This window comes from Halomonas flagellata (assembly GCF_022487945.1).
GTDB classification, from domain to species: Bacteria; Pseudomonadota; Gammaproteobacteria; order Pseudomonadales; family Halomonadaceae; genus Halomonas; species Halomonas flagellata.
In genome coordinates this window covers 54,994-77,783 of record NZ_JAKVPY010000016.1, presented here as the reverse complement: position 1 = coordinate 77,783, position 22,790 = coordinate 54,994, and the positions used below count along the sequence as shown (strand labels likewise).

Here is a 22,790-nt window from a genome sequence, read left to right as displayed (position 1 = left end):
CTTGACGGGCATCCCCCCGCCGGTCGCCCTTGTTCAGCATGCGGCTGTCGGAATACTCGATGTCACTCCCTTTCAACGAGAGGACACCGCCATGCCGACGACGACATCCACCCGAAGTCCCACGCCTCCCCCGCTCTCCCCCCGCCAGAACCCCTGGCGTGTCGACCAGCTGCTGGCCCTTGCCGGCAGCCACGAGCTGGCCGAGCTCACTCGCTACCGCCGCCTCGCCTTCAGCTTCCTGACCTTCAATACCGCGATCAGCCGCTTGCTGGCTGGCCTGGGCATCGAATGCGAAACGCGCCTGAAGAAACTGGCCCACATCGCCCAGCGGCTGGAGCTGCTGTACCCGCTCTCGAGCAGCGAGCGCTACTATGCCAAGCTCCACGCCAAGCTGCGCCAGAAGGAGGCCGCTCCCTGCCATTTCATCGGCAGCGAAGACATGGCCATCGACGCCTTGACCCAGGCCCTGATGGACGCCGAGGCGTCACGATGCTTCTATGAGCAACTGCGTGAGGCCAGCCCCGCCAGCCTTCACTTCTTGCTGGCCGCCATCGTCCAACAGAAACAGGCCGAGCTCGGCGTGCTCAGCGAGCGCTTGACCAGCGGCGAGGGCCTCACCCAGCCCGCCGCCCTGTGCTAGCCCTCGCGCGCCCTGAACGACAAGAGGCGGCCCTGGGCCGCCTCTTGTCATTGTGCCGGTCGCCACGGCCGGAGGATCACCCCAGCCACACCCGGGCATTGCGGAACAGACGCAGCCAGGCGCCGTCCGTCGTCCACTCGGCCGGCCGCCAGGAGTTGGTCACCGCCCGCGCCACCCGCTCGGGGTGCGGCATCATGATGGTGACCCGGCCATCCGGGGTGGTCAGGCCGGTGATCCCGGAGGGTGAACCGTTGGGGTTGGCCGGATAGTGAGCGGTCACCTGGCCATAGTTGTCGACGTAGCGCAGGGCCACCTGGCCACTGCCCTGCATGCGGCGCAGGTGGGCACTGTCGCGGAACTCGGTGCGCCCCTCGCCGTGGGCCACGGCGATAGGCAGGCGCGAGCCTTCCATGCCGGCGAGCAGGATCGACGGGCTCTTCTCGACCTGGACCATGGAGACCCGGGCCTCGAACTGCTCCGACTCGTTGCGCACGAAGCGCGGCCAGTTATCGGCACCGGGAATCAGCTCCTTGAGCTGGGCGAGCATCTGGCAGCCGTTGCACACACCGAGCGCGAAGCTGTCGTCGCGGCCGAAGAAGGTCGCGAACTGCTCCCGGGCGCGGGGGTTGAACAGCACCGACTTGGCCCAGCCGCCGCCGGCCCCCAGGACGTCGCCGTAGGAGAAGCCGCCGCAGGCCACCAGGCCCTGGAACGCCTCGAGGCTCACACGCCCCTCGAGGATATCGCTCATATGCACGTCGATGGCCTCGAAACCGGCGCGGTCGAAGGCCCAGGCCATCTCCACCTGGCCGTTGACGCCCTGCTCGCGCAGCACCGCCACCGCCGGGCGGGTCTTGTTGAGGTAGGGTGCCGCGATGTCCTCGTCCACCTCGAAGGTCGGACTCGCCGACAGGCCCGGGTCGCGGTCGTCGAGCAGGCCGTCGAACTCGCTCTTGGCGCAGTCGGGGTTGTCGCGCAGCGCCTGCATCCGGTAGCTGGTCTCGGCCCAGGTCCGCTGGGTGAGCAGCCGGGTGGTCTCGAGCAGCGGCTCCTCGAACAGGGTCACCCGCACCTGGTCGTCGTAGCGCGGGCGGGCGATGACACCGCAGGTCTCGATGCCCGCCGCGGCGAACTGGGCCAGCACCTCCTCGGTGTACCGGCGGTTGACCTGAATCACCGCACCGAGCTCCTCGGCGAACAGCGCATCCACCGCCTCGGCGGGCTCGTCGACCAGCCAGTCGAGCTTGATCTCGAGGCCGGCGTGGGCGGCGAAGGCCATCTCCAGCAGGGTCACCAGCAGGCCGCCGTCGCTGCGGTCGTGGTAGGCGAGCAGCCTGCCCTCGGCGTTGAGACCCTGGATCACCGCGAAGAACGCCCGGAGGTCCTCCGGGTCGTCCAGGTCGGGGCAGTCGTGGCCCACCTGGCCGTAGACCTGGGCCAGTGCCGAGCCGCCCAGGCGGTTACGGCCACCGCCCAGGTCGATCAGGATCAGGTCGGACTCGTCCTGCTCCAGGTTGATCTGCGGGGTCAGGGTCTTCAGCGCATCGGTCACCGGGGCGAAGCCGGTCACCACCAGCGACAGCGGCGAGGTGACGCTCTTCTCCTCCGCCTCGCCCTCGTCGTTCTCCTCCTGCCAGGCGGTACGCATGGACATGGAGTCCTTGCCCACCGGAATAGCGATGCCGAGCGCCGGGCAGAGCTCCATGCCCACGGCGTGCACGGCGTCATACAGGGCCTGGTTCTCGCCCGGATGATCGGCGGCGCTCATCCAGTTGGCGGAGAGCTTGATGTCGGAGAGCTTGTCGATCGGCGCCGCGGCCAGGTTGGTGATCGCCTCGGCCACCGCCAGGCGGGCGCTGGCCGCCGGGTCGATCAGCGCCACCGGCGGGCGCTCGCCGAGCGCCATGGCCTCGCCGGCATGGGTGTCGAAGCTGGCCGTGGTCACGGCGACATCGGCCACCGGCACCTGCCAGGGACCGACCATCTGGTCGCGGGCCACCTGGCCGGTGATCGAACGGTCGCCGATGGTGATCAGGAAGCTCTTGGAGGCCACGGTGGGCAGGCGCAGCACCCGGTCCATGGCCTCGCGCAGGTCGAGGTTGTCGAGCATCACCCCTGGAAGATCGTTCGCCTCGCGGCTGAACTCGCGCAGCATCTTGGGCGGCTTGCCGAACAGCACGCTCATCGGCAGGTCGACGGGCTTGCTCTCGAAGTGGCCGTCGCGCACCTCGAGGTGATGCGCCGCGAGGGCCTCGCCAACCACCGCATAGGGGCAACGCTCACGGGCACAGAGGGCATCGAAGGTGTCGAGGTCTTCCGGGGCCACCGCCAGCACGTAGCGCTCCTGGGCCTCGTTGCACCAGATCTCCAGCGGGCTCATGCCCGGCTCGGCGTTGGGCACGGCACGCAGGTCGAACAGGCCACCGCGCTCGCCGTCCTTGACCAGTTCCGGCAGGGCGTTGGAGAGGCCGCCGGCGCCCACGTCGTGGATGAAGCGAACCGGGTTGCCCTCGCCCAGCGCCCAGCAGCGGTCGATCACCTCCTGGGCACGGCGCTCGATCTCGGGGTTCTCGCGCTGCACCGAGGCGAAGTCGAGATCGGCGCTGGAGGCGCCGGAGGCCATGCTCGAGGCCGCTCCGCCACCGAGGCCGATCAGCATCGCCGGGCCGCCCATCACGATCAGCTTGCCGCCCACCGGGATCTCGCCCTTCTGGACATGGCCGTCGCGGATATTGCCGTAGCCACCGGCGATCATGATCGGCTTGTGGAAGCCGCGGCGCTCGATGCCGTCATGTCCCAGGGCGTCCTGCTCGTAACTGCGGAAGTAGCCGGCCAGGTTGGGCCGGCCGAACTCGTTGTTGAAGGCGGCACCGCCGATGGGGCCGTCGAGCATGATCGACAGCGCCGACTGCATGCGCTCCGGCTTGCCGTAGTCGAAGGCCTCCCAGGGCTGCACGAACTCGGGGATGCGCAGGTTGGAGACGGTGAAGCCGGTCAGGCCCGCCTTGGGCTTGCCGCCGATGCCGGTGGCGCCCTCGTCACGGATCTCGCCGCCGGCACCGGTGGCGGCACCGGGATAGGGCGCGATGGCGGTCGGGTGATTGTGGGTCTCCACCTTCATCAGGATATGGATCGGCTCGCGGTGGGTGCCGTAGACGGCCTTGTCGGCGGCCCTGCCGGTGAGCGGGGCGGCGAAGAAACGTCCCGCCTCGGAGCCCCGGATCACCGCGGCGTTGTCGCTGTAGGCCGAGAGGATGTTCTCGGGAGAGGCCTCATGGGTGTTCTTGATCATCCTGAACAGCGAGTGCGTCTGCGCCTCGCCGTCGATCACCCAGTCGGCGTTGAAGATCTTGTGGCGGCAGTGCTCGGAGTTGGCCTGGGCGAACATCATCAGCTCGACATCCGAGGGGTTGCGCCCCAGCCCCCGGAACGCCTCGCACAGGTAGTCGATCTCGTCCTCGGCCAGGGCCAGGCCGAGTTCGACATTGGCGGTCGCCAGCGCTTGCCGGCCGCCTGCGAGGATGTCGACGCTGCCCAGCGGGGCCGGTTCATGGTGGGCGAAGAGCCGGGCCGCATCCGAGGCATCGGCCAGCACGCTCTCGGTCATGCGGTCGTGCAGGGTGGCGACGATGCCCGCGAAGGCCTTCTCCGAGAGCATGCCCTTGAGCTTCACCCGGTAGGCGATGCCGCGCTCGATGCGTCGCACCCGGGCCAGGCCGCAGTTACGGGCGATATCGGTGGCCTTGGAGGACCAGGGCGACTGGGTGCCGATGCGCGGCACCACCAGAAAGAGACGGCCCTCGCTGCTGCCGGCGGCCTCCTCGCCCCGGGAACCCACGCCCCGGGAACCATAGTCGAGCAGCTGCTCCAGCACGGCCAGGTCATCATCGGCCAGCTCGCCGTCATGGTCGATGAAGTGCACGTAATCGGCGTGCAGCGACTCGACGGCGGCAACGGTGTCGCGCAGGGCGGCCAGCAGCTTGGCATGACGGAAGGCGGAAAGGGCGGGCGCGCCTCGCAGTTCGAGCATGTCTTGGAGCCTCTGAAACGGATATATCGGGGGGCCGCGGCGCTGCGGCAACGAGCGCACATGATACTGGAAAGCACCGGGCGCGAGAAATCGTGGAGATGACAGCCCGCCGTCCACTGGTTATGGTGACGGGTCCCCGTCGTCATCCAGCAGCCGAATGCCCACAGCCCTTTCCGACCACCTCCGACGCTCATGGCGCGGCTATGCCGCCTCGGCCGTCGCACTGCTCCTGGGCCTGCTGCCCGAGCGCCCCGGCGTGCCCGATGGCCGGCATCTCGAGGCGATACTGGCACGTGACTTCATCAGCGTGCACACCCGCAACACTCCCACGACCTACTACCTGGGACGCCAGGGTCCCACCGGCTTCGAGTACGAGCTGATGCGACGCTTCGCCGACTACCTCGGCGTCAGCCTGACCCTGGACGCCAGTCACAACATCCCCGAGGTGATCGAGGCGGTCCGGCGCGATGGCGACCTGGGCGCCGCCGCCCTGCCACTTGACCCGACCCGGCAAGGCGTGATCTTCAGCCGACCGATCCTCGACCTGCGGCCGCTGCTGGTCTACCGCCGGGGACTGCCTCCGGTGAAGCGCCTCGACGACCTGGACGGCCTGGCGATCGCCACCCTGGGCGGCTCCGGCACCGACCTGGTACTTCGCGAGCTGCAGGCCGAGCACCCCGGGCTGAGCTGGCAGGAGTCCACCGACCTGGAAGTGGCCGAACTGCTCGGCCGGGTGGAGGACGGCACCCTGGACGCCGCAGTGGTCTTCGACCATCAGTTCCGCCTCAACCGGCTGTTCTTTCCCGGCGTCGAGCGGGGCTTTGAGCTGGGCGAGCCACTCTCCATGGCCTGGGCCTTTCCCGCCGGGCGCGGCCTGGGGCTGGTGGAGGCCGCCAACCGCTTCCTGGACGAACTACGGGAAGGGGGTGAACTGGATGACCTGATGGCCCGCTACTTCGGTCACGACGACTATCTCGAGTATGTCGGCGCCCGCACCTTCATCAACCATGTGCACCAGCGCCTGCCGACGTATGCCGAGTTGTTCCGCGAAGCCGCACGGAATACCCGCTTCGACTGGAAACTGCTCGCCGCGCTGGGCTATCAGGAGTCCCACTGGGACCCGGAGGCCACCTCCCCCACCGGGGTACGCGGCCTGATGATGCTGACCCTGCCCACCGCCGGCGAGCTGGACGTCGACGACCGCCTCGACCCGGAGCAGAGCATCGACGGCGGGGCCCGCTACCTGCGCAGCCTGAAGGAGCGCCTGCCCGAGTCGATCACGGGAGACGACCGGCTGTTCATGGCCATGGCCGCCTACAACGTGGGGTTGGGGCATCTCTACGACGCCCGTGACATCGCCGAGATGCGCGGCGGCGATCCGGATCGCTGGGCCGACGTGCGCGAGGCACTGCCGCTGCTGCAGGAGCGGGAGTGGCACAGCAAGACCCGGCACGGCTATGCCCGCGGCGGCGAGCCAGTGATCTACGTGCGCAACATCCGTCGCTACTACGAGATCCTCGCCTATGTGGATCGCAGCCAGCAGCAGTTCCATCGCCTCAATGCCCGGTTGCCCGACGAGCAGGAGAGCGGCGTGCTCGAACTCATCCCCCCGATCATGTAGGGCGGGTCAGCCGGCCTCCTCGCCTTCCCGCCGGGCAGCGAAGAACTCCCTGAGCAGCCGCGTGGCGCGCGCCGCCAGCACCCCGCCTTCCACCTCGACGCGGTGGTTGTGCCAGGGCTGGGCGAAGAGATTGGCCTTCGACTCCACCATGCCGCTGCGTGGTTCGGCGGCGCCATAGACCACCCGGGCGAGGCGAGCATGGATGATCGCTCCCGTGCACATCAGGCAGGGCTCCAGGGTCACGTAGAGGGTACAACCGTCCAGCCGGTAGTTGCCGAGGCGCTCGCCGGCAGCGCGCAGCGCACGCACCTCGGCGTGGGCGCTGGGGTCATGGCCCGATACCGGGGCATTGAAGCCGCGCCCCACGATCTCGCCGGCGGCGTCCACCACCACCGCGCCCACTGGCACCTCGCCGGCGGCGAGCCCCTCGCGGGCCTGATCGAGAGCCCGGTGCATGTAGAATTCGTCACTGCGCATCGGCATCGACTCCGGTAGACTGAACGCCATGAAACGATCGTATGATAACGTCGGCCTCGCGCCATGCCGGCGGCCCCTGGAGGATAGCGACCATGCCTGACGCCCTGAATGCCCTGGTGGACCTGCTCGGCCTTGAGGCCCTCGAGGAGAACCTGTTCCGCGGCACCAGCCAGGATCTCGGCCTGCCCCAGCTGTTCGGCGGCCAGGTGCTGGGCCAGGCCCTGTCGGCCGCCAGTCGGACCGTCGACCCCGCGCGACGCGCCCACTCGCTGCACGGCTACTTCCTGCGCCCGGGCGACGCCCATCGCCCGGTAGTCTATCAGGTCGATGCGGTGCGCGACGGCGGCAGCTTCACCACCCGCCGGGTCACCGCCATCCAGAAGGGGCGGCCGATCTTCTTCTGCAGTGCCTCCTTCCATGGCGAGGAGGGGGGCTTCGCCCATCAACCGGCGATGCCCGAGGCGCCCTTCCCCGAGGCGCTGGAGAGCCCTGATGCCCGGCTAGAACGCTTCCCCGGCCATCCCATCGAGTTCCTTCATCTCGGTGATGAGGCCAAGCCGGGGCAGCCCGCCCGCAAGCGGCTCTGGTTCCGCCTGGCCGGCGAGTTGCCGGACGACCCGGCACTCAATCGCTATCTGCTCGCCTACAGCTCCGACTTCAACCTGCTGACCACGGCGCTGGTGCCCCACGGCATCACCTTCGGTGACCCGGCCCTGCAGATCGCCAGCCTCGACCATGCGCTCTGGTTCCATCACGACGTCAAGCTCAACGACTGGCTGCTCTACGACATGGACAGCCCCTGGGCCGGCGGCGCCCGCGGCTTCGCCCGCGGCAGCATCTACGACCGCCGGGGCCGTCTGGTCGCCTCCACCGCCCAGGAGGGGCTGACGCGGCTACGCTGAAGCACCGCCCCTTCCGGCTGCTGGCAATGCCCCGGAGTTGTCATTATCATCGCCAACGAAGGCCGGTGTAGCTCAGTCGGTAGAGCAACGCACTCGTAATGCGTAGGTCGTAGGTTCGACTCCTATCACCGGCACCAGAAGTCACCACGAGACAGCCGCCCGGCAGATGCCGCGCGGCTGTCTTCGTCTGCACGGGGAGCGCTCAGGTCTCGATACCTGGCGTGGCCGGCTCGCGGCGGCGTGAACGAGGGGCCGGCACATCGGTGGAGAGGTCGAGCTCGTGCTCCTCGCCTTCCTGCCAGTAGCGCAGGTGGGCATCCTCATCCTCGGGAGTGTCGCGCACCAGCTCGAGGAAGTGCATCGGGTTCTCGGGGGGCTCGCCGTTCACCTCGAGCAGCAGCGCCCCCGGCGCCATGCCGGCCTCCTCGGCCGGGCCGCTGACGTCACTGACCAGCAGGCCGGTATCGTCCGGCAACCCGAGGGCCTCGCGCAGGTCGTCGTCGAGGGGCGTGACCGTGATGCCGAGCGCCACCACCGCCTGGTCGGCGAATCCTTCGTACTCGATCTCGCGCGCGGCATCCAGCACCTGGGGGGCAACGAGGATGCTCGCCCCGGCGGTGAGCGCCAGGGCGATGGCATCACTGGGCCGGCTGTCGATGCGTATCGGGTCATCGCGACCCTCCAGGCGCAGTTCGAGCATGCCGAGGAAGGTGTTGTCGACGATGGCGTCGACGTAGACCCGCTCCAGGCTCACCTCGATGCCAGCGAGCACGTCGCCGAGCAGTTCATGGGTCATCGGCCTGCGCGGCCGGTCACCGCGCAGGCCCCGCAGGATGGCACCGGCCTCCACCGGGCCAATGAAGATCGGGATCACTTCTCGAGCACCGGGCTCGCGGAGCAACACCACCGGTACGCCACCGACCCCGGATATGCCGATGGTGGCGACCTCCACCTCGACCATGGTGTCCGGGTCGGCGGCGAGCTCCCGTGCGGCCGCCTGCCCCCAGGCAACCAGCAGCACGACGAGCAGCGGCAGCGCCAGCAGGCGCCGCAGGGTAGGCAGGCGGGGGGATGACATGGGGCGCCTCGCGACCGCCGACCCCGACGGCTGGGCAGGGTCGTGCCGGCGGTTGAGTGAATGCCCTTTCAGAATGGCAGCCTCGTCGCCGCTGCGCCATTCAGGCAGCAGGCATCGCCAAGCCGGCCTCGGGCCAGCCCGGAACGGCGCTGATGCCGGGCCGTTCGACCGCCCTGCTGCCGCACGCTGCTCAGCCGATCTTGACCCTCATCAACTCGTCCCAGCGGGTGGTATAGCGCGAGGTGCGCCGCTCGCAGCGCAGCGCCCAGGCGTTGTCCTTGCCAGGCAGGCCGAAGCGCACGGTATCGCGCCCCATCTCGCGGTTGAGCCGGTCGACCGTCGCCATCAGCCGCTGGCTACGGTCGCGTTCGGCTTCGCTCCGGGACTCCTCCAGCAGCGAGAGCTGTCGCGCCCGGTCGTCCACCAGGTCGAGCAGCATGACGCCGCACTTCTGGTAGCGGTAACCGTCGCGGAAGATCGCCGCGAGCCCGCGACCGGCGGCCTCGAACAGGTCGCGGCTATCGGTGGTGGGTCCTGCCAGCGGCACCACCACGCTGTTGCGGTACTGGGGCTCGCCGACCTGGAAGGGGCTGGTGCGCAGGAACACCTGGACGGCCCGAGCCAGGCTGCCCTGGCGACGCAGCTTCTCGGCCGCCCGGGCGGCGTGCTGGCGCACCGCCGCCTGCAGATCGCCGGGCTCGCCGGTCAGGCGCCCGAAGGAGCGCGACACCAGGATGCACCGGCGCGGTTCGGCCAGGTCGTCGAGGTCGATGGCGGGGTGGCCACGCAGCTCCCAGACCAGCCGCTCCAGCACCACCGAGAAGGCCCGGCGGATGCGCCCGGGGTCCGCCTGGCGCAGCTGCCAGGCCGTGTCGATGCCCATCAGCGCCAGCCGCTCGCCGGTTCGGCGCGCCACCCCCCACAGCTCGACCACCGGCAACCGTTCGAGCACATGGCGCGTCACGGCACTGTCGGCCTCGAGCCGACAGACCCCCTCGTAGGCCGACTGTTGCTTGGCCAGGTGGTTGGCCACCTTGGCCAGCACCCGGGTGGGCGCCAGCCCCACCCCCACTGGAATGCCGGTCCAGCGGCACACGGTGTCACGCAGCCGGTGGCAGTGCGCCTCCAGCCCCGCCGTATCGAAACCGGCGAAGCCGATGAAGCTCTCGTCGATGGAATACATCTCCACGTCAGGCGAGAACTCGGCCAGCACCTGATTCACGCGCCGCGACATGTCACCGTAGAGCGCATAGTTGCTCGAGAGCAGCACCGCCTGGCGGCGGATGGCCGGCGGCAACAGGTGCAGGGGCGCCCCCATGGCCACCCCCAGCGCCTTGAGCTCCCGGGAGCGCGCCACCACGCAGCCGTCGTTGTTGGAGAGCACCCCCACCGGCAGGCCCTCGAGCCGCGGGGCGAAGGCTCGCTCGCAGCTGACATAGAAGTTGTCGCAGTCGACCAGGGCAATCACGGCGTCGCCCTCGGCAGCGCGTGGACGACATGGGTGACCACGCCCCAGACGTGGGCCTCGCGGCCCTCCAGCGGGATCGGCGCGAACCGCGGATTGCTGGCCATCAGCACGGTGTGGCCTCCGAGTCGTGCCAGCCGCTTGACCGTGGGCTCGCCGTCCACGGCGATGATGACGACCCGCCCGGGCTGCGGCTCGAGGCTGCGATCCACCACCAGCAGGTCGCCGTCGTGGATACCGTCGCCGAGCATGGAGTCGCCCTCGGCACGCACGAAGTAGGTCGAGGCCGGCCGACGCACCACATGGGCATGCAGGTCGATCTCGACGTCCAGGTGGTCATCCGCGGGGCTGGGGAAGCCGGCCCGCACCCGGCAGCCCATCAGTGGCTGCCCCCCGCTACCGGCTGCGGGGGCGGCACGGCCGATCACGCACACCAGAGAAGCGAACGACATGGGCACCTCCCGACAATACTATATTTAAACACAGTATCCGGCAGACCACGGCGCTTGGCAAACGAGGAGGTGTCCATAGGCGGTCCAGCCCCCGTGTTCGGAGCTGATTCAGACCGGGAAGCTTTCCTTTCCACTGCTGCTGGGCGAGATCAACGGCCGCTGGTGGGTCATTTCTATTGGCCATCGACAAATGGCATAACCGACGGGCCGGCGGCGTCCAGCGCGACATCGCCGGGCTCGAGGGCCCGGCGATGTCGGCGTAATGCTCCGCTACTGGCTGGCGAATGCCGTGCGCCTTGTTCGGCTCAGTGGCACATCTTACCGAGCGATCAAGGCCAGTTCCTGATCGTTGTCGATAACGGCCTGGTCGTGGGTGAACTGCTTATGCCACTGCAGGCGAATCTGCCGTTTGCAAAGCAAGATGCGACTTGCAGCTTGCACTGTGTCGAGGAAAAGGTATTTTGGCCGGCACCTTTTGATACCCAAGAGGCTGATCCACGCCACCCACGACGAGACCCAGCAGGTTAGCAAGGCCTAATGTCGAGCAGGTACACGTTGACAGAGGCTCCTTTTACTACAGAAGTGGATCGAAATCTTGCGGGAAATCGAGACCCGGCTTCCATGATAAAGGGATATTATACTCTGATCCCCAGGGAAAGAAGCATCACCGATATCAAGGCAAGGAAGATTCCCCCGCTGAATAGCCCTAGCATCCAGCCCAGGCGCAGGGTATTTTCGGCTGTCTCTCTCGAACCCTTACGAACCGCATCACTACCCGCAGAGGTGACAGTCATCCTTGCCTTTCTCATTCGGTCTTTCTTATAGCCCCAGCGTCTGATAATCACCAGAAACGGCACCAGCGACATCATGCTGCCAAGGATCCAGACAATGAGCCCTCCCAGCAGTTCATCCATGTCGCCATCAACCCACAACCGTCCCAGCTCATCGTAGACCGGGAATAATACGCCTGTCTTCATCGTCAGGTAGGCACCCAGGGCAATGTTAGCGGTCGTGGCAATCCACAACATGGCCAGTCGAGTTCCATAGCACGTGCTCGAGGGGCGGGTATCGAAGATGCACCACCAGAACAACAGCCCGGACCCCAGCATGGTGACGTGCATCAGGTAATGCACCATGTCATTACGCAAGGCCAGCTCGAAATACGGTGGATACTGCCAGACATAAGCCAGGCCTACGAACAACAGGGTTGCCGTGATCGGATGCGCCAGTACGCCGAGTCCCGTCAAGCGCCCCACTCGACCTAACACCCGCCGAACATGAGTATTCAGGCCGGATACGAAGGTTGTCTGTGGGGAGGGAAGAAACAGCAGCATGGGCCCCAGGGTGCGTAATAAGAGATGCTGCACCTGGTGCATGGAAAAGCTTCGCTCGCCGAGCGGATCGATGGGCGACTGGAGGGCGAGGAAAAGCATGAAGAGTCCCAGAAATACAAGAGAGGTCTCTCGATGACTCGTTAGTCGTCCGCGTTGTTGGCGTTGCCGTATACCACGTAGATAGACGAAGCACACCAGCGCCAAGGGCAGCATGAAATCCAGATCAAAGGACCAGGAAAACAAGACATTAGCCGCCAACGAGCCATCGCTATGCGCCATCGCAGACGTCGCAAGCAGCACCAATGGTAGGCACATCCAGTACCGCTGTCGGGAAGTTGCCATGGCACTCATCCTTGATTGGAAATATCGACCGAGAGCATCGCTACTCACTTTGCATCGGAAATGGGGCTCCCTCGCTCTCTTCCGCCTGATGGCGCTGTTGCTCCGGCGTCCATAATGTCTTGAGGTAGTTCACCACGTCGCGGATCTCGGCAGGGCTCAGGAGATCCTTGAAGGCCGGCATGGTGAGTCGCTCGGTCTTGTTCCAGGGGTCGCGCCACCCCTCGGAGACAATCCGGTAGAGCATGGCATCGGAGTGCTTCCAGGTATGGCCCTCCGGCCCGTGCGGGGGAGCCGGCAGTTCGCCCTGGGCATTCTGGCGCTCCCAGTTCGGCATGCCCTCGCCCTGAGGTCCATGGCAGCTGGCACAATACTGCAGGTAGATCCTTTCCCCGTCTTCCAGCGGAGAGGCATCGCTCGAAGAGGGGCCACCCTCCGCCATGGCCTGACCGGCAGCACTTAACAACAGCCACGTCGTGACGAGGAGCCAGCGGTCACGCATCGGGGGGTGTCCAGCTCTGTCCCTGGTCTTCGCTACGCATGAGCTCCCCCTCGCGATCCAGCGCATAGAGCGTTCCCGCCGGGGCAAGAGCGAGCGCGACTTTCTCCGTGCCGTCGTCATTCACCCGTTGCCATACCTGGCCGCCACTGTCGCTGCGCCACAGGCCCTGCTCCGTGGTCACATAGACGCGTTCGGGATCGTCGAGATCGTAGGCCATATCATAGACCCTGCCGGCATCGAGCTCCCCGGTCGGTCGCCAGCCGCAGAAGCAGTCCATCGACAGGCGCACCGCATCGTCGGAGACCGCGTAGAGCCAGCCGGTCTGCATGCTGCCCTCCATGTCGGAGTGGACGAGGCGGCGAATGGCCTGAGTCGGGCCGCTATCCATCTTCTTCCAGGTCGTGCCGGCATCCTCGCTTTGGTAGAGACCGTCGGCGGCGATCACCGCATAGAGCGTTTCTGGCTGGTTACGGTGCACGGTGAAAGCGATGACGTCCTGGCTAGGTAGGCCCTCATCGGCTGCATGCCAGCTTTCTCCATGATCGGTGCTGCGCTGCACCCCGATGGAGGGGCCTGCGATGTAGAGCGCCTTCTCGGCTGTTGCCGGAACCGATGCCGTTACCAACCGTCCATCCTTCACCACGTCAGGCAAGGGAATCTCTTGCCAGGTCGCGCCGCCATTCATGCTCTGGGAAAGCTGGTTGGCATCCACCTTGAGCAGCCGTTCGCTCGTCCGGTCATAACTCAGCGACGGCAATGCCTTCTCGGCAGCCCCGGCCACACCGGCGATACCCAGGCTAACCATGACCCCACTCGCCAATGACAGGGCCTGCAAGAAGCGACTTGCGATATTTCTCATATCAATATTTCCTTGAACAACGGCTAGGCTTTGTCCGAAAAGTCGGCGAGCGATGGCCAGACAAGGCAAAAATCAGCGAAAAAGCGGAGTTTACGTGGGTGTAAATGAGCATTTTAAGCTGATTTTTAACGCCGTATGGGCGAGCGCAGGCAGTTTTAGGACAAAGCCTAGCCAATGCTGCCCAGGGCAGGGAAGGTGCGCAATAACCAATAGGACAGCTCGGTCAGTTTTCCGGTGATCATCAAGATACCCATCAGGATCATGATCAGCCCGGCCGCCAGATGCATGACCCGGCCCCAGCGGCGCAGGAATTTCTGGTGGTGCAAGAAACGGTCGAGCGAAATGGCACTCAGCAGGAAGGGCACACCCAGGCCCAGCGAATAAATGCCGAGTAATGCCACGCCGCTCGAGGCATTGGCCGTCGAGGCGCTGACGGTCAGAATGGCGCCGAGGATCGGGCCGATACAGGGGGTCCAGCCGAACGCGAACGCCACGCCGAGCAGATAAGCCGCACCGCGCCCGCCACCCTCTTCCTTGAGCCTGCCGATAAACCGCCACTCTCGCTGTAACCAGTGCAGCGGGATGAGCCCGGTCATGAAGGCACCGAACAGGATGACGATGATACCGCCGACCAGGTTGGCTTCCTGGCGATAGACCAGCAGCAGGCGACCGATGGCCGTGGCACTGGCACCAAGCATCAGGAATACCGTGGAGAACCCGAGCACGAACCATATCGACTGGGTCAACACCCGGAGCCGCTCGCGCCGGTCCGCTTCCCGTATCTGCCCCAGCGAGCGCCCGGCCACGAAGGAGAGATAGCCAGGCACGAGCGGCAAGACACAGGGCGAAACGAACGAAATCAGGCCCGCCAGAAAGGCAGTGGCCAGGCCGATATTGGCAACTTCCCACATCACTCCTTACCCCGCGGCTAGGCTTGGAGCCTCGACACGGGCTGCTCGGTCGGCACGTTGTGATCCGCTTCGTGGCGAGTGGTGGTGTCGGTCGCCCTTGACGCTATAGGAGAGGCTTCCACTTTGGCTTGGACGCCAGAGGCTTCGCCCTGGTCGGTAGCCTTACCTTTCTTGTCCTTGCATTTCATCATGCACATTGCTCCGCACATGACGAGGCAAGGCAAGATACTCACCAGGATAGGCGCGATACCCAGCAGGACCAGTTGATCCCAGCCCATGGCAAGGCCACCAGCCACCACCACGGCACCCAAAAGCATCCAGCGGCGTGGCCCTGTCACCCAGCCTTTCAGTCCGGAGGTCTCCTGCCCCTGCGGGGTCTTGTCGTCACAGCAACTCATGGCGCTTCCTCGTTGGTGCTTGCTATCGTTTCGGTAAGAAACTCGATCATCTCGGGGGTATTCCATTCGGCCTCCCCGACCAGGCGTCCGACCTCCTTGCCCTGGCGGTCGAGCAGAAGCGTCGTGGGAATACCCACGGCACCCAGGTCCGCGCTGGCCATGCCGGTTTGATCGACATAGGGGGCAAGATGCTCGATACCCACCTCCTGATAGAATTCGTTGACGACCTCGATGCCCTTGCGGTCGATCGAGAGCGCAACGACCTCGAAGTCCATCCCACCCAATTCAACCTGGAGGGCATCCAGGGTGGGCATTTCCTCGCGGCAGGGGCCACACCATGTCGCCCAGACGTTGAGCAGGATCAGTTTCCCTTCGAAGTCAGCCAGCGTCAGAGGGGTGCCATCGCTATCCTCGAAACTGATGTCCGACACGTCGCGCGGGCTTTCCCAGAGAAGCAATCCATTCGGCCCTACACGTTCGGGAGGTTCGGCGGCGGCCGAAGAGGTGATCGCTACCCACAATGCCGCTGCTAGCCAACTGGCTCCGGTCAGTTTTCCCATCACCAAAGCTCACCTTCAGTGGGTGGCGTAAATTTCGGGGGTACCGGTTGGCTCGAAGGCCAAGGTATAGACTTCGAGTGGGCCGCGTTTCTCTCCCGACATTCCCGGTGAGCCAAGCGGCATCCCCGGTACGCTCAGCCCTTGGATGAAGGGCTCCTCATCAAGTACCTTGGCTACGCTTTCCACGGGTACGTGACCTTCGAAAATGTAGTCTCCAATGAGCGTGGTATGGCAACCATGCAGCTTCTCGGGGACGTTGTGTTCGGCTTTCATCTGGGCGAGATCATTGGTATCGATCGTCTCCACGTCGAACCCGTTCTCTTCCAGATACTTGGCGTATTCGGCACAGCAGCCACAGTTGGGGTTCTTGTAGAGAGTCGCCGAGGTCTCGGCTGCCAATCCCGCAAAGGGGAAGGTCATCAGCGCAGCCATGGTGAGTGTCTTCAAGTGCTTCATCTGTGGGGTCTCCTGAAAAGTCATGGATAACACTCAATGGTTTGTTGTGCTATATTTTCACAACATTAATTGAAGATATTGGTAACGTAATGATGGATACGGCCCCATAAGCTGTCAGACAGTGCCTCCGGCCCCTTGACCAACACTTCTACATAATCGACCAGGTGCTCCGGCGCGAATTCCAGACCATGAAAGCGGGCGCGCATACGCCCCGACTGATCGATGACATGAGTCACGACGCCATGACTCTGGACGCCCTCGGCCACATCGTCGAACTTGAGGCCATAGGCTTCCGCGACCTGGCGTGTGGTGTCGGCAGGCTCGTTTTCGCCCCGATAAAGAAACCGCCAACTTGCGGGGTCGAAGTCGAAATTTGTGCCATAGGCCCGCATGTTGTCGCGCGTGCCAGCGATGTCCTCGCTATCGGTAGCAATCGTGATAAATTCGACGTCTTCATGCAGGCCGGCGTCGTTGACTTGCTCCTGTACCTCGGCAATCAGGTTCATATGCACCGGGCAGGCTTCCCTGCAGCGCGTGTAGATGAAATTGAGCACCACGACGCTCTCTTCCAGGTCGGAGGAAGAGACGATATTGCCGTCAACATCGGTCAAGGAGAATGCCGGAGCCGGCTGGTCGACAAACTGGGCGTAGCGCTCTCGTTCCTGCAATGTCTCCTCGGCCTCGTCGAGGGAGTGAGCGAAGGAAAGCGAGCCGGCCCCGAAGGCGCTGGTGGCGATGATGGCGGCGGTCAAGATCGCAGTACGACGATTCCGCATGACACTTTCCTTTTCCCGTGAAGCACCTTGCCGCCAGGTAGGCAGGTGTCAAGGCTTGATTACGGCTTCCCTTCAGCAGCTGGGCTGCTAGCTGAAAAGGTATCCTTGAAGCCCACTTCAAGGTCAAGCCCTCATTTTGGAATCTCAGCACCGGGAGGGAACTCCCGACATGGGCCGACAACCGGGGCCTTGCCCTTGGGCTGCCCTGAGGTTGTAGAGTGCTCGTGGGCGCGTGGATCAGTGATGCGACGGCGTCATGCTGGCCATATCGTCCATTCCGGTCATGGATTGCAGATGCCAGAGTTGCCAGGCGGCAAATGAAATGATCAGCAATGCCGCCATCGTGCGGGTCGCCGGATGACGAATCCATAGCGAGACGCGACGGGCTGCCACGCCGGTTGCCAGGACGGCGGGCAGGGTGCCGAGCCCGAAGGCTCCCATCATCGTCGCGGCGCGCAACGGCTCGGCCACGGCCAGACTCCAGGCCAGCATTGAATAGATCAGCCCGCAGGGCATCCAGCCCCAGATCGAGCCCAGCGCGAAGGCCTGGGGCACCTTCACGACTGGCATCAAGCGTCGGCCAAAGGGCTCGACACGACGCCAGAGAGCGCGCCCCAGGGCCTCGACATGAACCAAACCCTTCCACCAGTTGGCGATATACAGCGCCATCAGAACCAGCATGACAGCCGCCAGGATACGCAGCGCCAGGGCGATACCATCCAGGGCATGATTGAGCACGGAACCGAGCAACGCCACGAGGGCGCCGGCGATCATGTAGCTTGTGATACGACCCAAGTTGTAGCCGAGCAACAGGCCGGCCAGGCGTCCTGGCTGCCGCATGCTGGGGGGCACGGCAAAGGTCAGGGCACTCATGATCCCACCACACATACCAATGCAGTGCGCTCCCCCCAGCAGGCCGAAAATGAAGGCCGCCGCCAACGGCGGCAGGCTCAGGTCGGCGGGATCCATTCAAAGCGCTCCTTTGGGGCCATCCGCCGTGTCATGGGAGGGGCTGGTGGTGAAGGCTGCCGGAGGCGAACCGTACAGCGCTTCGAGCTCGATCTGTTCGGGCGGATAGCAAAGCCCCTGATCGGAACAGCCCTGAAAGGTCACCGTGATGGTCAGCGGCTCGGTAGCGGCGTCGCTCGCCTCGATGGGCGCACTGAATACCACCCGGTCATAGAACACATGGATCTCCCCCAGAGATGCATGCACCATGAGCTCGCCGGGAGGCAAGGCCAGTTCAGCGAAACTGACCCCCGGGTCGCGGCTGTCAAGGGCGAACTGATGCCGGTGGAGGTAATAGTCTTCGGCATTGATAAAGCCGACATATACGCGTTCATCGTCTCGCCAGGCGCTGGCCCGGAAGGCTTCTTTAGCCGGCAGGAATCTTCCCTGAACCGGGTCACTGAAGGGATTGCTCTTGTCACGGCCCACGGGAAACTCCCCGCGGGCCGATACCGGCGTGGCGATGAACAGCAGAACCAGCAGAAAAGCGAAGGCCGTTTTCATGAGGCCACCGCCGTTTTCGCCTCATTCACCGGCTGACGCCTCGCCCAGACGACCAGGGCAAGGCCCGCGATGAGCATCGGCAGGGTCAACAGCTGCCCCATGGTCAGCCAGCCGAAGGCGATGAACCCCAGATGGGGGTCGGGCAGGCGCACGAACTCCACGGTGAAGCGGAAGGCGCCATAGCACGTCAGGAACAGCCCGGAGATCATGCCCCGCTGGCGTGGTCGGCTCGACAGCCACCACAGCACGGCAAACAGTACCACCCCTTCCAGGGCGAACTCGTAGAGCGCCGAGGGATGACGCGGCTCCGGCCCCAGCCCCATCATGGGGGGGAATACCATGGCCCAGGGGACATCGCTGATACGCCCCGGCAGCTCGTGATTGATGAAATTGCCGAGGCGCCCCGCGCCCAGGCCGATCGGCACCAGCGGGGCGATGAAATCGGTCAGCTGAAAGAAGGCCAGGCGGTGCTTGCGGGCAAACAGCCATGCTGCCATCAACACACCGGCCAGCCCGCCATGGAAACTCATGCCTCCATCCCAAACCCGAAATAGCCACAAGGGGTTGGCCAGGAGTTGCTCGAGCCCATAGAACAGCACATAGCCAAGGCGGCCACCCAAGATGATCCCCACGGCAGCGTAAAAAATCAGATCGCCGATATCATCGTGATTCAGGCCCAGGCGGTGGGCACGACGACGCCCTAGCCACCAGGCGGCGGTCAGCCCGACTACGTACATCAGGCCATACCAGTGAATCTGTACTGGCCCCAGGGAGATGGCCACGGGATCGATCTGAGGATATTGCAGCATGAGTCTTCCTTATGTTCTAGCAACCAATGCATGTCGCCGAGCTAGCATTTGCGATAGACCTCGCTTACACAACGCCATGATCGATGGTGACGTCGACCGGCGAATCGGACTCACCGAGCGTCACCGGTCCCGCCTCGCCGACCAGGTCGCCTGGCTTCGTTCGATGAAGGAGACGCGCACCTCGATGGCCGAGGTTGCCAGCGCCATCACCAGTCATGCATGCCGAGTCCAAATGAGTTTCGCCAGGATCGGCAGGAGCGTGACACCGCTGATCAGAATCAAGACGACTGTCAGACCTCTGGAATCGGCGGTAATCAGTACGTCGCCGAACATGACGATCAGGTACGCCGTCGGAACTACCCCGGCCAGCGTGGCAATCAAGAAGCGCCAGAAGGCGAGCGGTGTGAGGCCCGCCGCGTAACTGACGGCATCGAACGAAATAAATGGCACCAATCGCGATGCGAAAACGACGAGCATCAACCCCGTCTGAGAACGCTCCTTTCCCAGCCAGTCCAACATGGGACGTATACGCGACCAGCGATGGATCACCTCATAGCCGAGCAGGCGGGCAATGCCGAAGGCGAGCAGAGCGCCGGCCTCGGCACCGATGACCACATACGCCGTCCCCCAAACAGGGCCGTAGGTCGCACCGGCCACCATGGCGATCGGTCCACTGGGGATCGGGCTCATGACAATGGCCGCTATCATCATGGCAATAATGGCCAGCGGCCCCCAGAAACCCAGTTGACCAACCCACTCGCGCAAGGCGCTCTTATCAGAGAATATCGATAAGGCACCGGTCTCCATCAGGGCCCAGTAGAGAGCTGCCAAGCCAATCAGCACAGCAGTTCCCACGACGAGTCTAGGCTTTACACCAAGCTTGCTTGCCATATTCGTCTCATGTGGTGTGCCGAATCCTTTCATTAGGCCATCGGGATTTAGCCTCATGCCTACACTTTTCTTTTATTTCTCGTGTCTCTTGTTAAAGAAGAGATATTTGACGAGCGCAGCAACGCCAAGTATCAGTGCAATAACCAGCAGGATGGAAATCAGCCCCATCCCCGCCATACCCTACATGCATGCTTCGCTTCCCATCATCTCTGTCTCCCGTTGACTTTCGCTGCTTAGGCTTGGTGGTGGACTTGACCCACCTGGGGTTCACCACGTGTCATGGGTGAAGCGTCGTCGATATCCGGCGTAAAGCGGCGCAGCCGCAACGAGTTGGTCAGCACGAAGACGCTGGAGAAGCTCATGGCGGCAGCCGCCAGCATGGGGTTGAGCAATACGCCGACGAATGGATAGAGCGCGCCTGCCGCCACAGGGATCAGGGCCAGGTTGTAGCCATAAGCCCAGACGAAATTACCGATAATGGTCCGATGGGTACGCTTGGAGAGCGCCGTGGCATTGACGATGCCTCGCAGGTCGCCACGCATCAGCACCACATCGCCGGCCTCGATCGCGATATCGGTACCGGTACCGATCGCAATACCCACATCGGCCTGGGCCAGCGCCGGCGCATCGTTGATCCCGTCCCCCACGAAGGCGACACGTCTGCCCTCCGACTGGAGGCGCCGTATCTCCGCCGCCTTCTGGTCCGGCAGCACCTCGGCGAGCACCCGCTGAATACCGGCCTGCCGGGCAATGGCTTCGGCCGTGGCGCGATTGTCGCCGGTGAGCATGGCCACTTCCAGCCCCAGCGCCTTGAGTGCCGCGATGGCCTCGGCCGAGCCCTCCTTGAGCGGGTCAGCCACCGCGATGATCGCCGCGAGCCGACCGTCCACCGCGGCATAGAGGGGGCTCTTGGCGTCTTCGGCAAGCGCCTTGGCGCGCTCTTCCGCCTTGCCGAGCCCGATCCCGAGCCGGTTCATATAGCGATCGGCACCCACGTGAAGCCGATGACCGGCGACGTCGGCCTCGATACCATAGCCAGGCTCAGCGCCGAAATGGCTCACGGCCGGCAATTCAAGCCCGCGCGCCCTGGCACCGCGCACGATGGCCTCGGCAATGGGGTGTTCGCTCTGCGCTTCCACCGCCGCTACCAGTCGCAGCACCTCGTTCTCGTGACCGTCGATCGCTTCGAAGTCGGTCAGCTCGGGGCGCCCCCGGGTCAGCGTGCCGGTCTTGTCCAGCACGACGGTATCCATCTTGGCAAGTGTCTCGAGCGCCGCGCCCTTGCGAAACAGCACCCCCATTTCCGCACCCTTGCCGGTGCCGACCATGATCGCGGTCGGCGTGGCCAAGCCCATGGCGCAGGGGCAGGCGATCAACAGCACGCTGACGGTCGTGACAAAGGCGAAGGACAGGGCCGGGGCCGGCCCGACGGCGAACCACACCCCGAAGGTGATCAGGGCGATGGCGATCACCACGGGCACGAAGACGCCGGCGATCTTGTCGGCCAGCTGCTGGATCGGGGGCTTCTCGGCCTGGGCCGCTTCCACCATCCTGATGATTTGTGACAGCAGCGTGTCGGCGCCGACCCGCGTGGCACGGAAGGTGAGCGCACCGTTCTTGTTGATGGTACCGCCGACGACCTCGGCATCCTTCTGCTTGGCGACCGGCACCGGCTCACCGCTGATCATCGACTCGTCGACGTAGGAATGACCGTCTTCAACGACGCCGTCCACGGGGATTCGCTCGCCCGGGCGGGCCAGGAGGCGATCGCCGGGTACGACGGCCTCGATTGGCACCTCGACCGCTTCGCCGTCACGGATGACGCGGGCGGTTTTCGCCTGCAGCTGCAGGAGCTTCTTGATCGCCTCGGAGGTACGGCCCTTGGCAAGGTGCTCGAAGTAGCGTCCCAACAGGATCAGCGTCACGATCACCGCCGCCGCCTCGAAATAGCTTTCGGCGGTCCCGGTGGGAAAAAATCCGGGCATCAGCAGGGCGGCGACCGAATAGAAATAGGCGGCGCTCGAACCGATCATGACCAGGCTGTTCATGCCCGGATTGGCATGTCGGAGTTCGGCATAGCCGGCGCGGTAGAAGCGCGCCCCGGCGTAGAACAGGACGGGAGTGGTGAGCAGCCACTCGATCCCCATCCAGCCACGGTGTGGCATCAGGCTCGAGAAGAGCGTCTCCAGCGCCGGAATCATCTTGCCCATGGCGATGATGACCACCGGGATCGTGAACACCGCGGCGAGCACGACCCGGTTGCGAAGCTGTGCTCCCTCCCGGTCCTCGCTGTCCGCCTGCTGTGGCGCATCGCCAGCCTGCGGCTCATAGCCCGCCTCCCGGATGGCATGATGGATAAGCGACAACGACACGGCCCCCGGCAGGTAACGTACGAAGGCCTTCTGTGTGGCGAGATTGACACTCACCTCCACCATGCCGGGCAGCTTGCCGAGCGCTCGCTCGATCCGCGAGACGCAGGATCCGCAGCTCATGCCGGTAACGGGAATGTCGCTGCTTTCCACCACCGGCTGATAGCCCGCCGCTTCGATGGCGTCGAGCAGGCCGGCAGTAGGAGTGCCTCCCTCCACCTCGATGGCAGCCTTCTGCATGGCAAGATTTACCTGGGCGTGGATGACCCCCGGCAGCTTGCCGAGCGCACGCTCCACCCGTCCGACGCAGGACGCACAGGACATGCCACGAATCTCGATGTCGACGTTTTCAGCCATGATTGCCTTCCCCTCTCCCTTACCCACCCGACAAGACACGCGAGTTATGGGT

Annotated in this window: 21 protein-coding genes and 1 tRNA gene; 4 read left to right on the top strand and 18 right to left on the bottom strand. The window is 64.8% G+C overall.

Features of this window, described 5'->3' with window-relative positions:
- Window positions 1–91: 91 nt before the first annotated feature.
- A complete protein-coding gene (locus tag MKP05_RS13885; protein ID WP_240568835.1) occupies window positions 92–640 on the top strand; it encodes a hypothetical protein in 549 nt (182 codons plus the stop codon).
- A 76-nt stretch (window positions 641–716) separates the two neighbouring features.
- Here the strand turns inward: MKP05_RS13885 and purL are convergent, their stop codons facing one another.
- Window positions 717–4,670, bottom strand: a complete 3,954-nt coding sequence (purL, locus tag MKP05_RS13880) for a phosphoribosylformylglycinamidine synthase (protein ID WP_240568834.1) — start codon at window positions 4,668–4,670, stop codon at window positions 717–719.
- Between the two features lie 157 nt (window positions 4,671–4,827).
- On the opposite strand from purL, the gene mltF reads away from it, so the two are divergent.
- Window positions 4,828–6,291 (top strand): membrane-bound lytic murein transglycosylase MltF, encoded by a 1,464-nt coding sequence (gene mltF / locus MKP05_RS13875; protein ID WP_240568832.1) that lies wholly within the window; start codon window positions 4,828–4,830, stop codon window positions 6,289–6,291.
- A gap of 6 nt (window positions 6,292–6,297) precedes the next feature.
- On the opposite strand, the gene tadA is transcribed toward mltF, so the two are convergent.
- The gene (gene tadA, locus MKP05_RS13870; protein WP_240568867.1) at window positions 6,298–6,768 is read right to left on the bottom strand and encodes a tRNA adenosine(34) deaminase TadA; all 471 of its coding nucleotides are present in this window, start codon (window positions 6,766–6,768) and stop codon (window positions 6,298–6,300) included.
- Between the two features lie 92 nt (window positions 6,769–6,860).
- On the opposite strand from tadA, the gene MKP05_RS13865 reads away from it, so the two are divergent.
- The gene (locus MKP05_RS13865) at window positions 6,861–7,670 is read left to right on the top strand and encodes an acyl-CoA thioesterase (RefSeq protein WP_110283193.1); all 810 of its coding nucleotides are present in this window, start codon (window positions 6,861–6,863) and stop codon (window positions 7,668–7,670) included.
- A gap of 61 nt (window positions 7,671–7,731) precedes the next feature.
- Window positions 7,732–7,807: transfer RNA gene (locus MKP05_RS13860), tRNA-Thr, on the top strand.
- A 65-nt stretch (window positions 7,808–7,872) separates the two neighbouring features.
- On the opposite strand, the gene MKP05_RS13855 is transcribed toward MKP05_RS13860, so the two are convergent.
- The 16 genes from MKP05_RS13855 to MKP05_RS13780 form a co-directional block, all read right to left on the bottom strand.
- Window positions 7,873–8,748, bottom strand: a complete 876-nt coding sequence (locus tag MKP05_RS13855; RefSeq protein ID WP_240568830.1) for a bifunctional nuclease domain-containing protein — start codon at window positions 8,746–8,748, stop codon at window positions 7,873–7,875.
- Window positions 8,749–8,938: 190 nt separating this feature from the next.
- Complete coding sequence (locus MKP05_RS13850; protein WP_240568828.1) at window positions 8,939–10,216, bottom strand: Y-family DNA polymerase; 1,278 nt, start codon at window positions 10,214–10,216, stop codon at window positions 8,939–8,941.
- Window positions 10,213–10,665: a LexA family protein gene (locus MKP05_RS13845; RefSeq protein ID WP_240568826.1), complete on the bottom strand. Its 453-nt coding sequence runs from the start codon at window positions 10,663–10,665 to the stop codon at window positions 10,213–10,215. The genes MKP05_RS13850 and MKP05_RS13845 overlap by 4 nt, the downstream gene beginning before the upstream one ends.
- Before the next feature lie 635 nt (window positions 10,666–11,300).
- Window positions 11,301–12,341, bottom strand: coding sequence for a cytochrome c oxidase assembly protein (locus tag MKP05_RS13840; protein ID WP_240568824.1), 1,041 nt, complete (start codon window positions 12,339–12,341; stop codon window positions 11,301–11,303).
- A 40-nt stretch (window positions 12,342–12,381) separates the two neighbouring features.
- Window positions 12,382–12,840, bottom strand: a complete 459-nt coding sequence (locus MKP05_RS13835; RefSeq protein WP_240568822.1) for a c-type cytochrome — start codon at window positions 12,838–12,840, stop codon at window positions 12,382–12,384.
- Window positions 12,833–13,699 (bottom strand): WD40/YVTN/BNR-like repeat-containing protein, encoded by an 867-nt coding sequence (locus MKP05_RS13830; RefSeq protein WP_240568821.1) that lies wholly within the window; start codon window positions 13,697–13,699, stop codon window positions 12,833–12,835. Before MKP05_RS13830 ends, MKP05_RS13835 begins: the two co-directional genes overlap by 8 nt.
- A 167-nt stretch (window positions 13,700–13,866) precedes the next feature.
- Window positions 13,867–14,610 carry a cytochrome c biogenesis CcdA family protein gene (locus tag MKP05_RS13825; RefSeq protein ID WP_240568819.1) on the bottom strand — a complete coding sequence of 248 codons (744 nt, stop codon included), beginning with the start codon at window positions 14,608–14,610 and terminating at the stop codon, window positions 13,867–13,869.
- Between the two features lie 17 nt (window positions 14,611–14,627).
- Window positions 14,628–15,008 (bottom strand): hypothetical protein, encoded by a 381-nt coding sequence (locus MKP05_RS13820; protein WP_240568817.1) that lies wholly within the window; start codon window positions 15,006–15,008, stop codon window positions 14,628–14,630.
- The gene (locus MKP05_RS13815) at window positions 15,005–15,568 is read right to left on the bottom strand and encodes a TlpA family protein disulfide reductase (RefSeq protein WP_110283188.1); all 564 of its coding nucleotides are present in this window, start codon (window positions 15,566–15,568) and stop codon (window positions 15,005–15,007) included. Before MKP05_RS13815 ends, MKP05_RS13820 begins: the two co-directional genes overlap by 4 nt.
- A 15-nt stretch (window positions 15,569–15,583) precedes the next feature.
- Window positions 15,584–16,024 (bottom strand): DUF411 domain-containing protein, encoded by a 441-nt coding sequence (locus MKP05_RS13810; RefSeq protein ID WP_240568816.1) that lies wholly within the window; start codon window positions 16,022–16,024, stop codon window positions 15,584–15,586.
- 65 nt (window positions 16,025–16,089) lie between these two features.
- Complete coding sequence (locus MKP05_RS13805; protein ID WP_240568814.1) at window positions 16,090–16,800, bottom strand: SCO family protein; 711 nt, start codon at window positions 16,798–16,800, stop codon at window positions 16,090–16,092.
- Between the two features lie 237 nt (window positions 16,801–17,037).
- Window positions 17,038–17,769, bottom strand: a complete 732-nt coding sequence (locus MKP05_RS13800; RefSeq protein WP_240568812.1) for a sulfite exporter TauE/SafE family protein — start codon at window positions 17,767–17,769, stop codon at window positions 17,038–17,040.
- Window positions 17,770–18,312 carry a protein-disulfide reductase DsbD domain-containing protein gene (locus tag MKP05_RS13795; protein ID WP_240568811.1) on the bottom strand — a complete coding sequence of 181 codons (543 nt, stop codon included), beginning with the start codon at window positions 18,310–18,312 and terminating at the stop codon, window positions 17,770–17,772.
- A complete protein-coding gene (gene lgt / locus MKP05_RS13790; RefSeq protein WP_110283184.1) occupies window positions 18,309–19,121 on the bottom strand; it encodes a prolipoprotein diacylglyceryl transferase in 813 nt (270 codons plus the stop codon). The genes MKP05_RS13795 and lgt overlap by 4 nt, the downstream gene beginning before the upstream one ends.
- 213 nt (window positions 19,122–19,334) lie before the next feature.
- Window positions 19,335–20,012 (bottom strand): TVP38/TMEM64 family protein, encoded by a 678-nt coding sequence (locus MKP05_RS13785; protein ID WP_240568810.1) that lies wholly within the window; start codon window positions 20,010–20,012, stop codon window positions 19,335–19,337.
- Window positions 20,013–20,245: 233 nt separating this feature from the next.
- Window positions 20,246–22,738 carry a heavy metal translocating P-type ATPase gene (locus tag MKP05_RS13780; RefSeq protein ID WP_240568809.1) on the bottom strand — a complete coding sequence of 831 codons (2,493 nt, stop codon included), beginning with the start codon at window positions 22,736–22,738 and terminating at the stop codon, window positions 20,246–20,248.
- Window positions 22,739–22,790 lie beyond the last annotated feature (52 nt).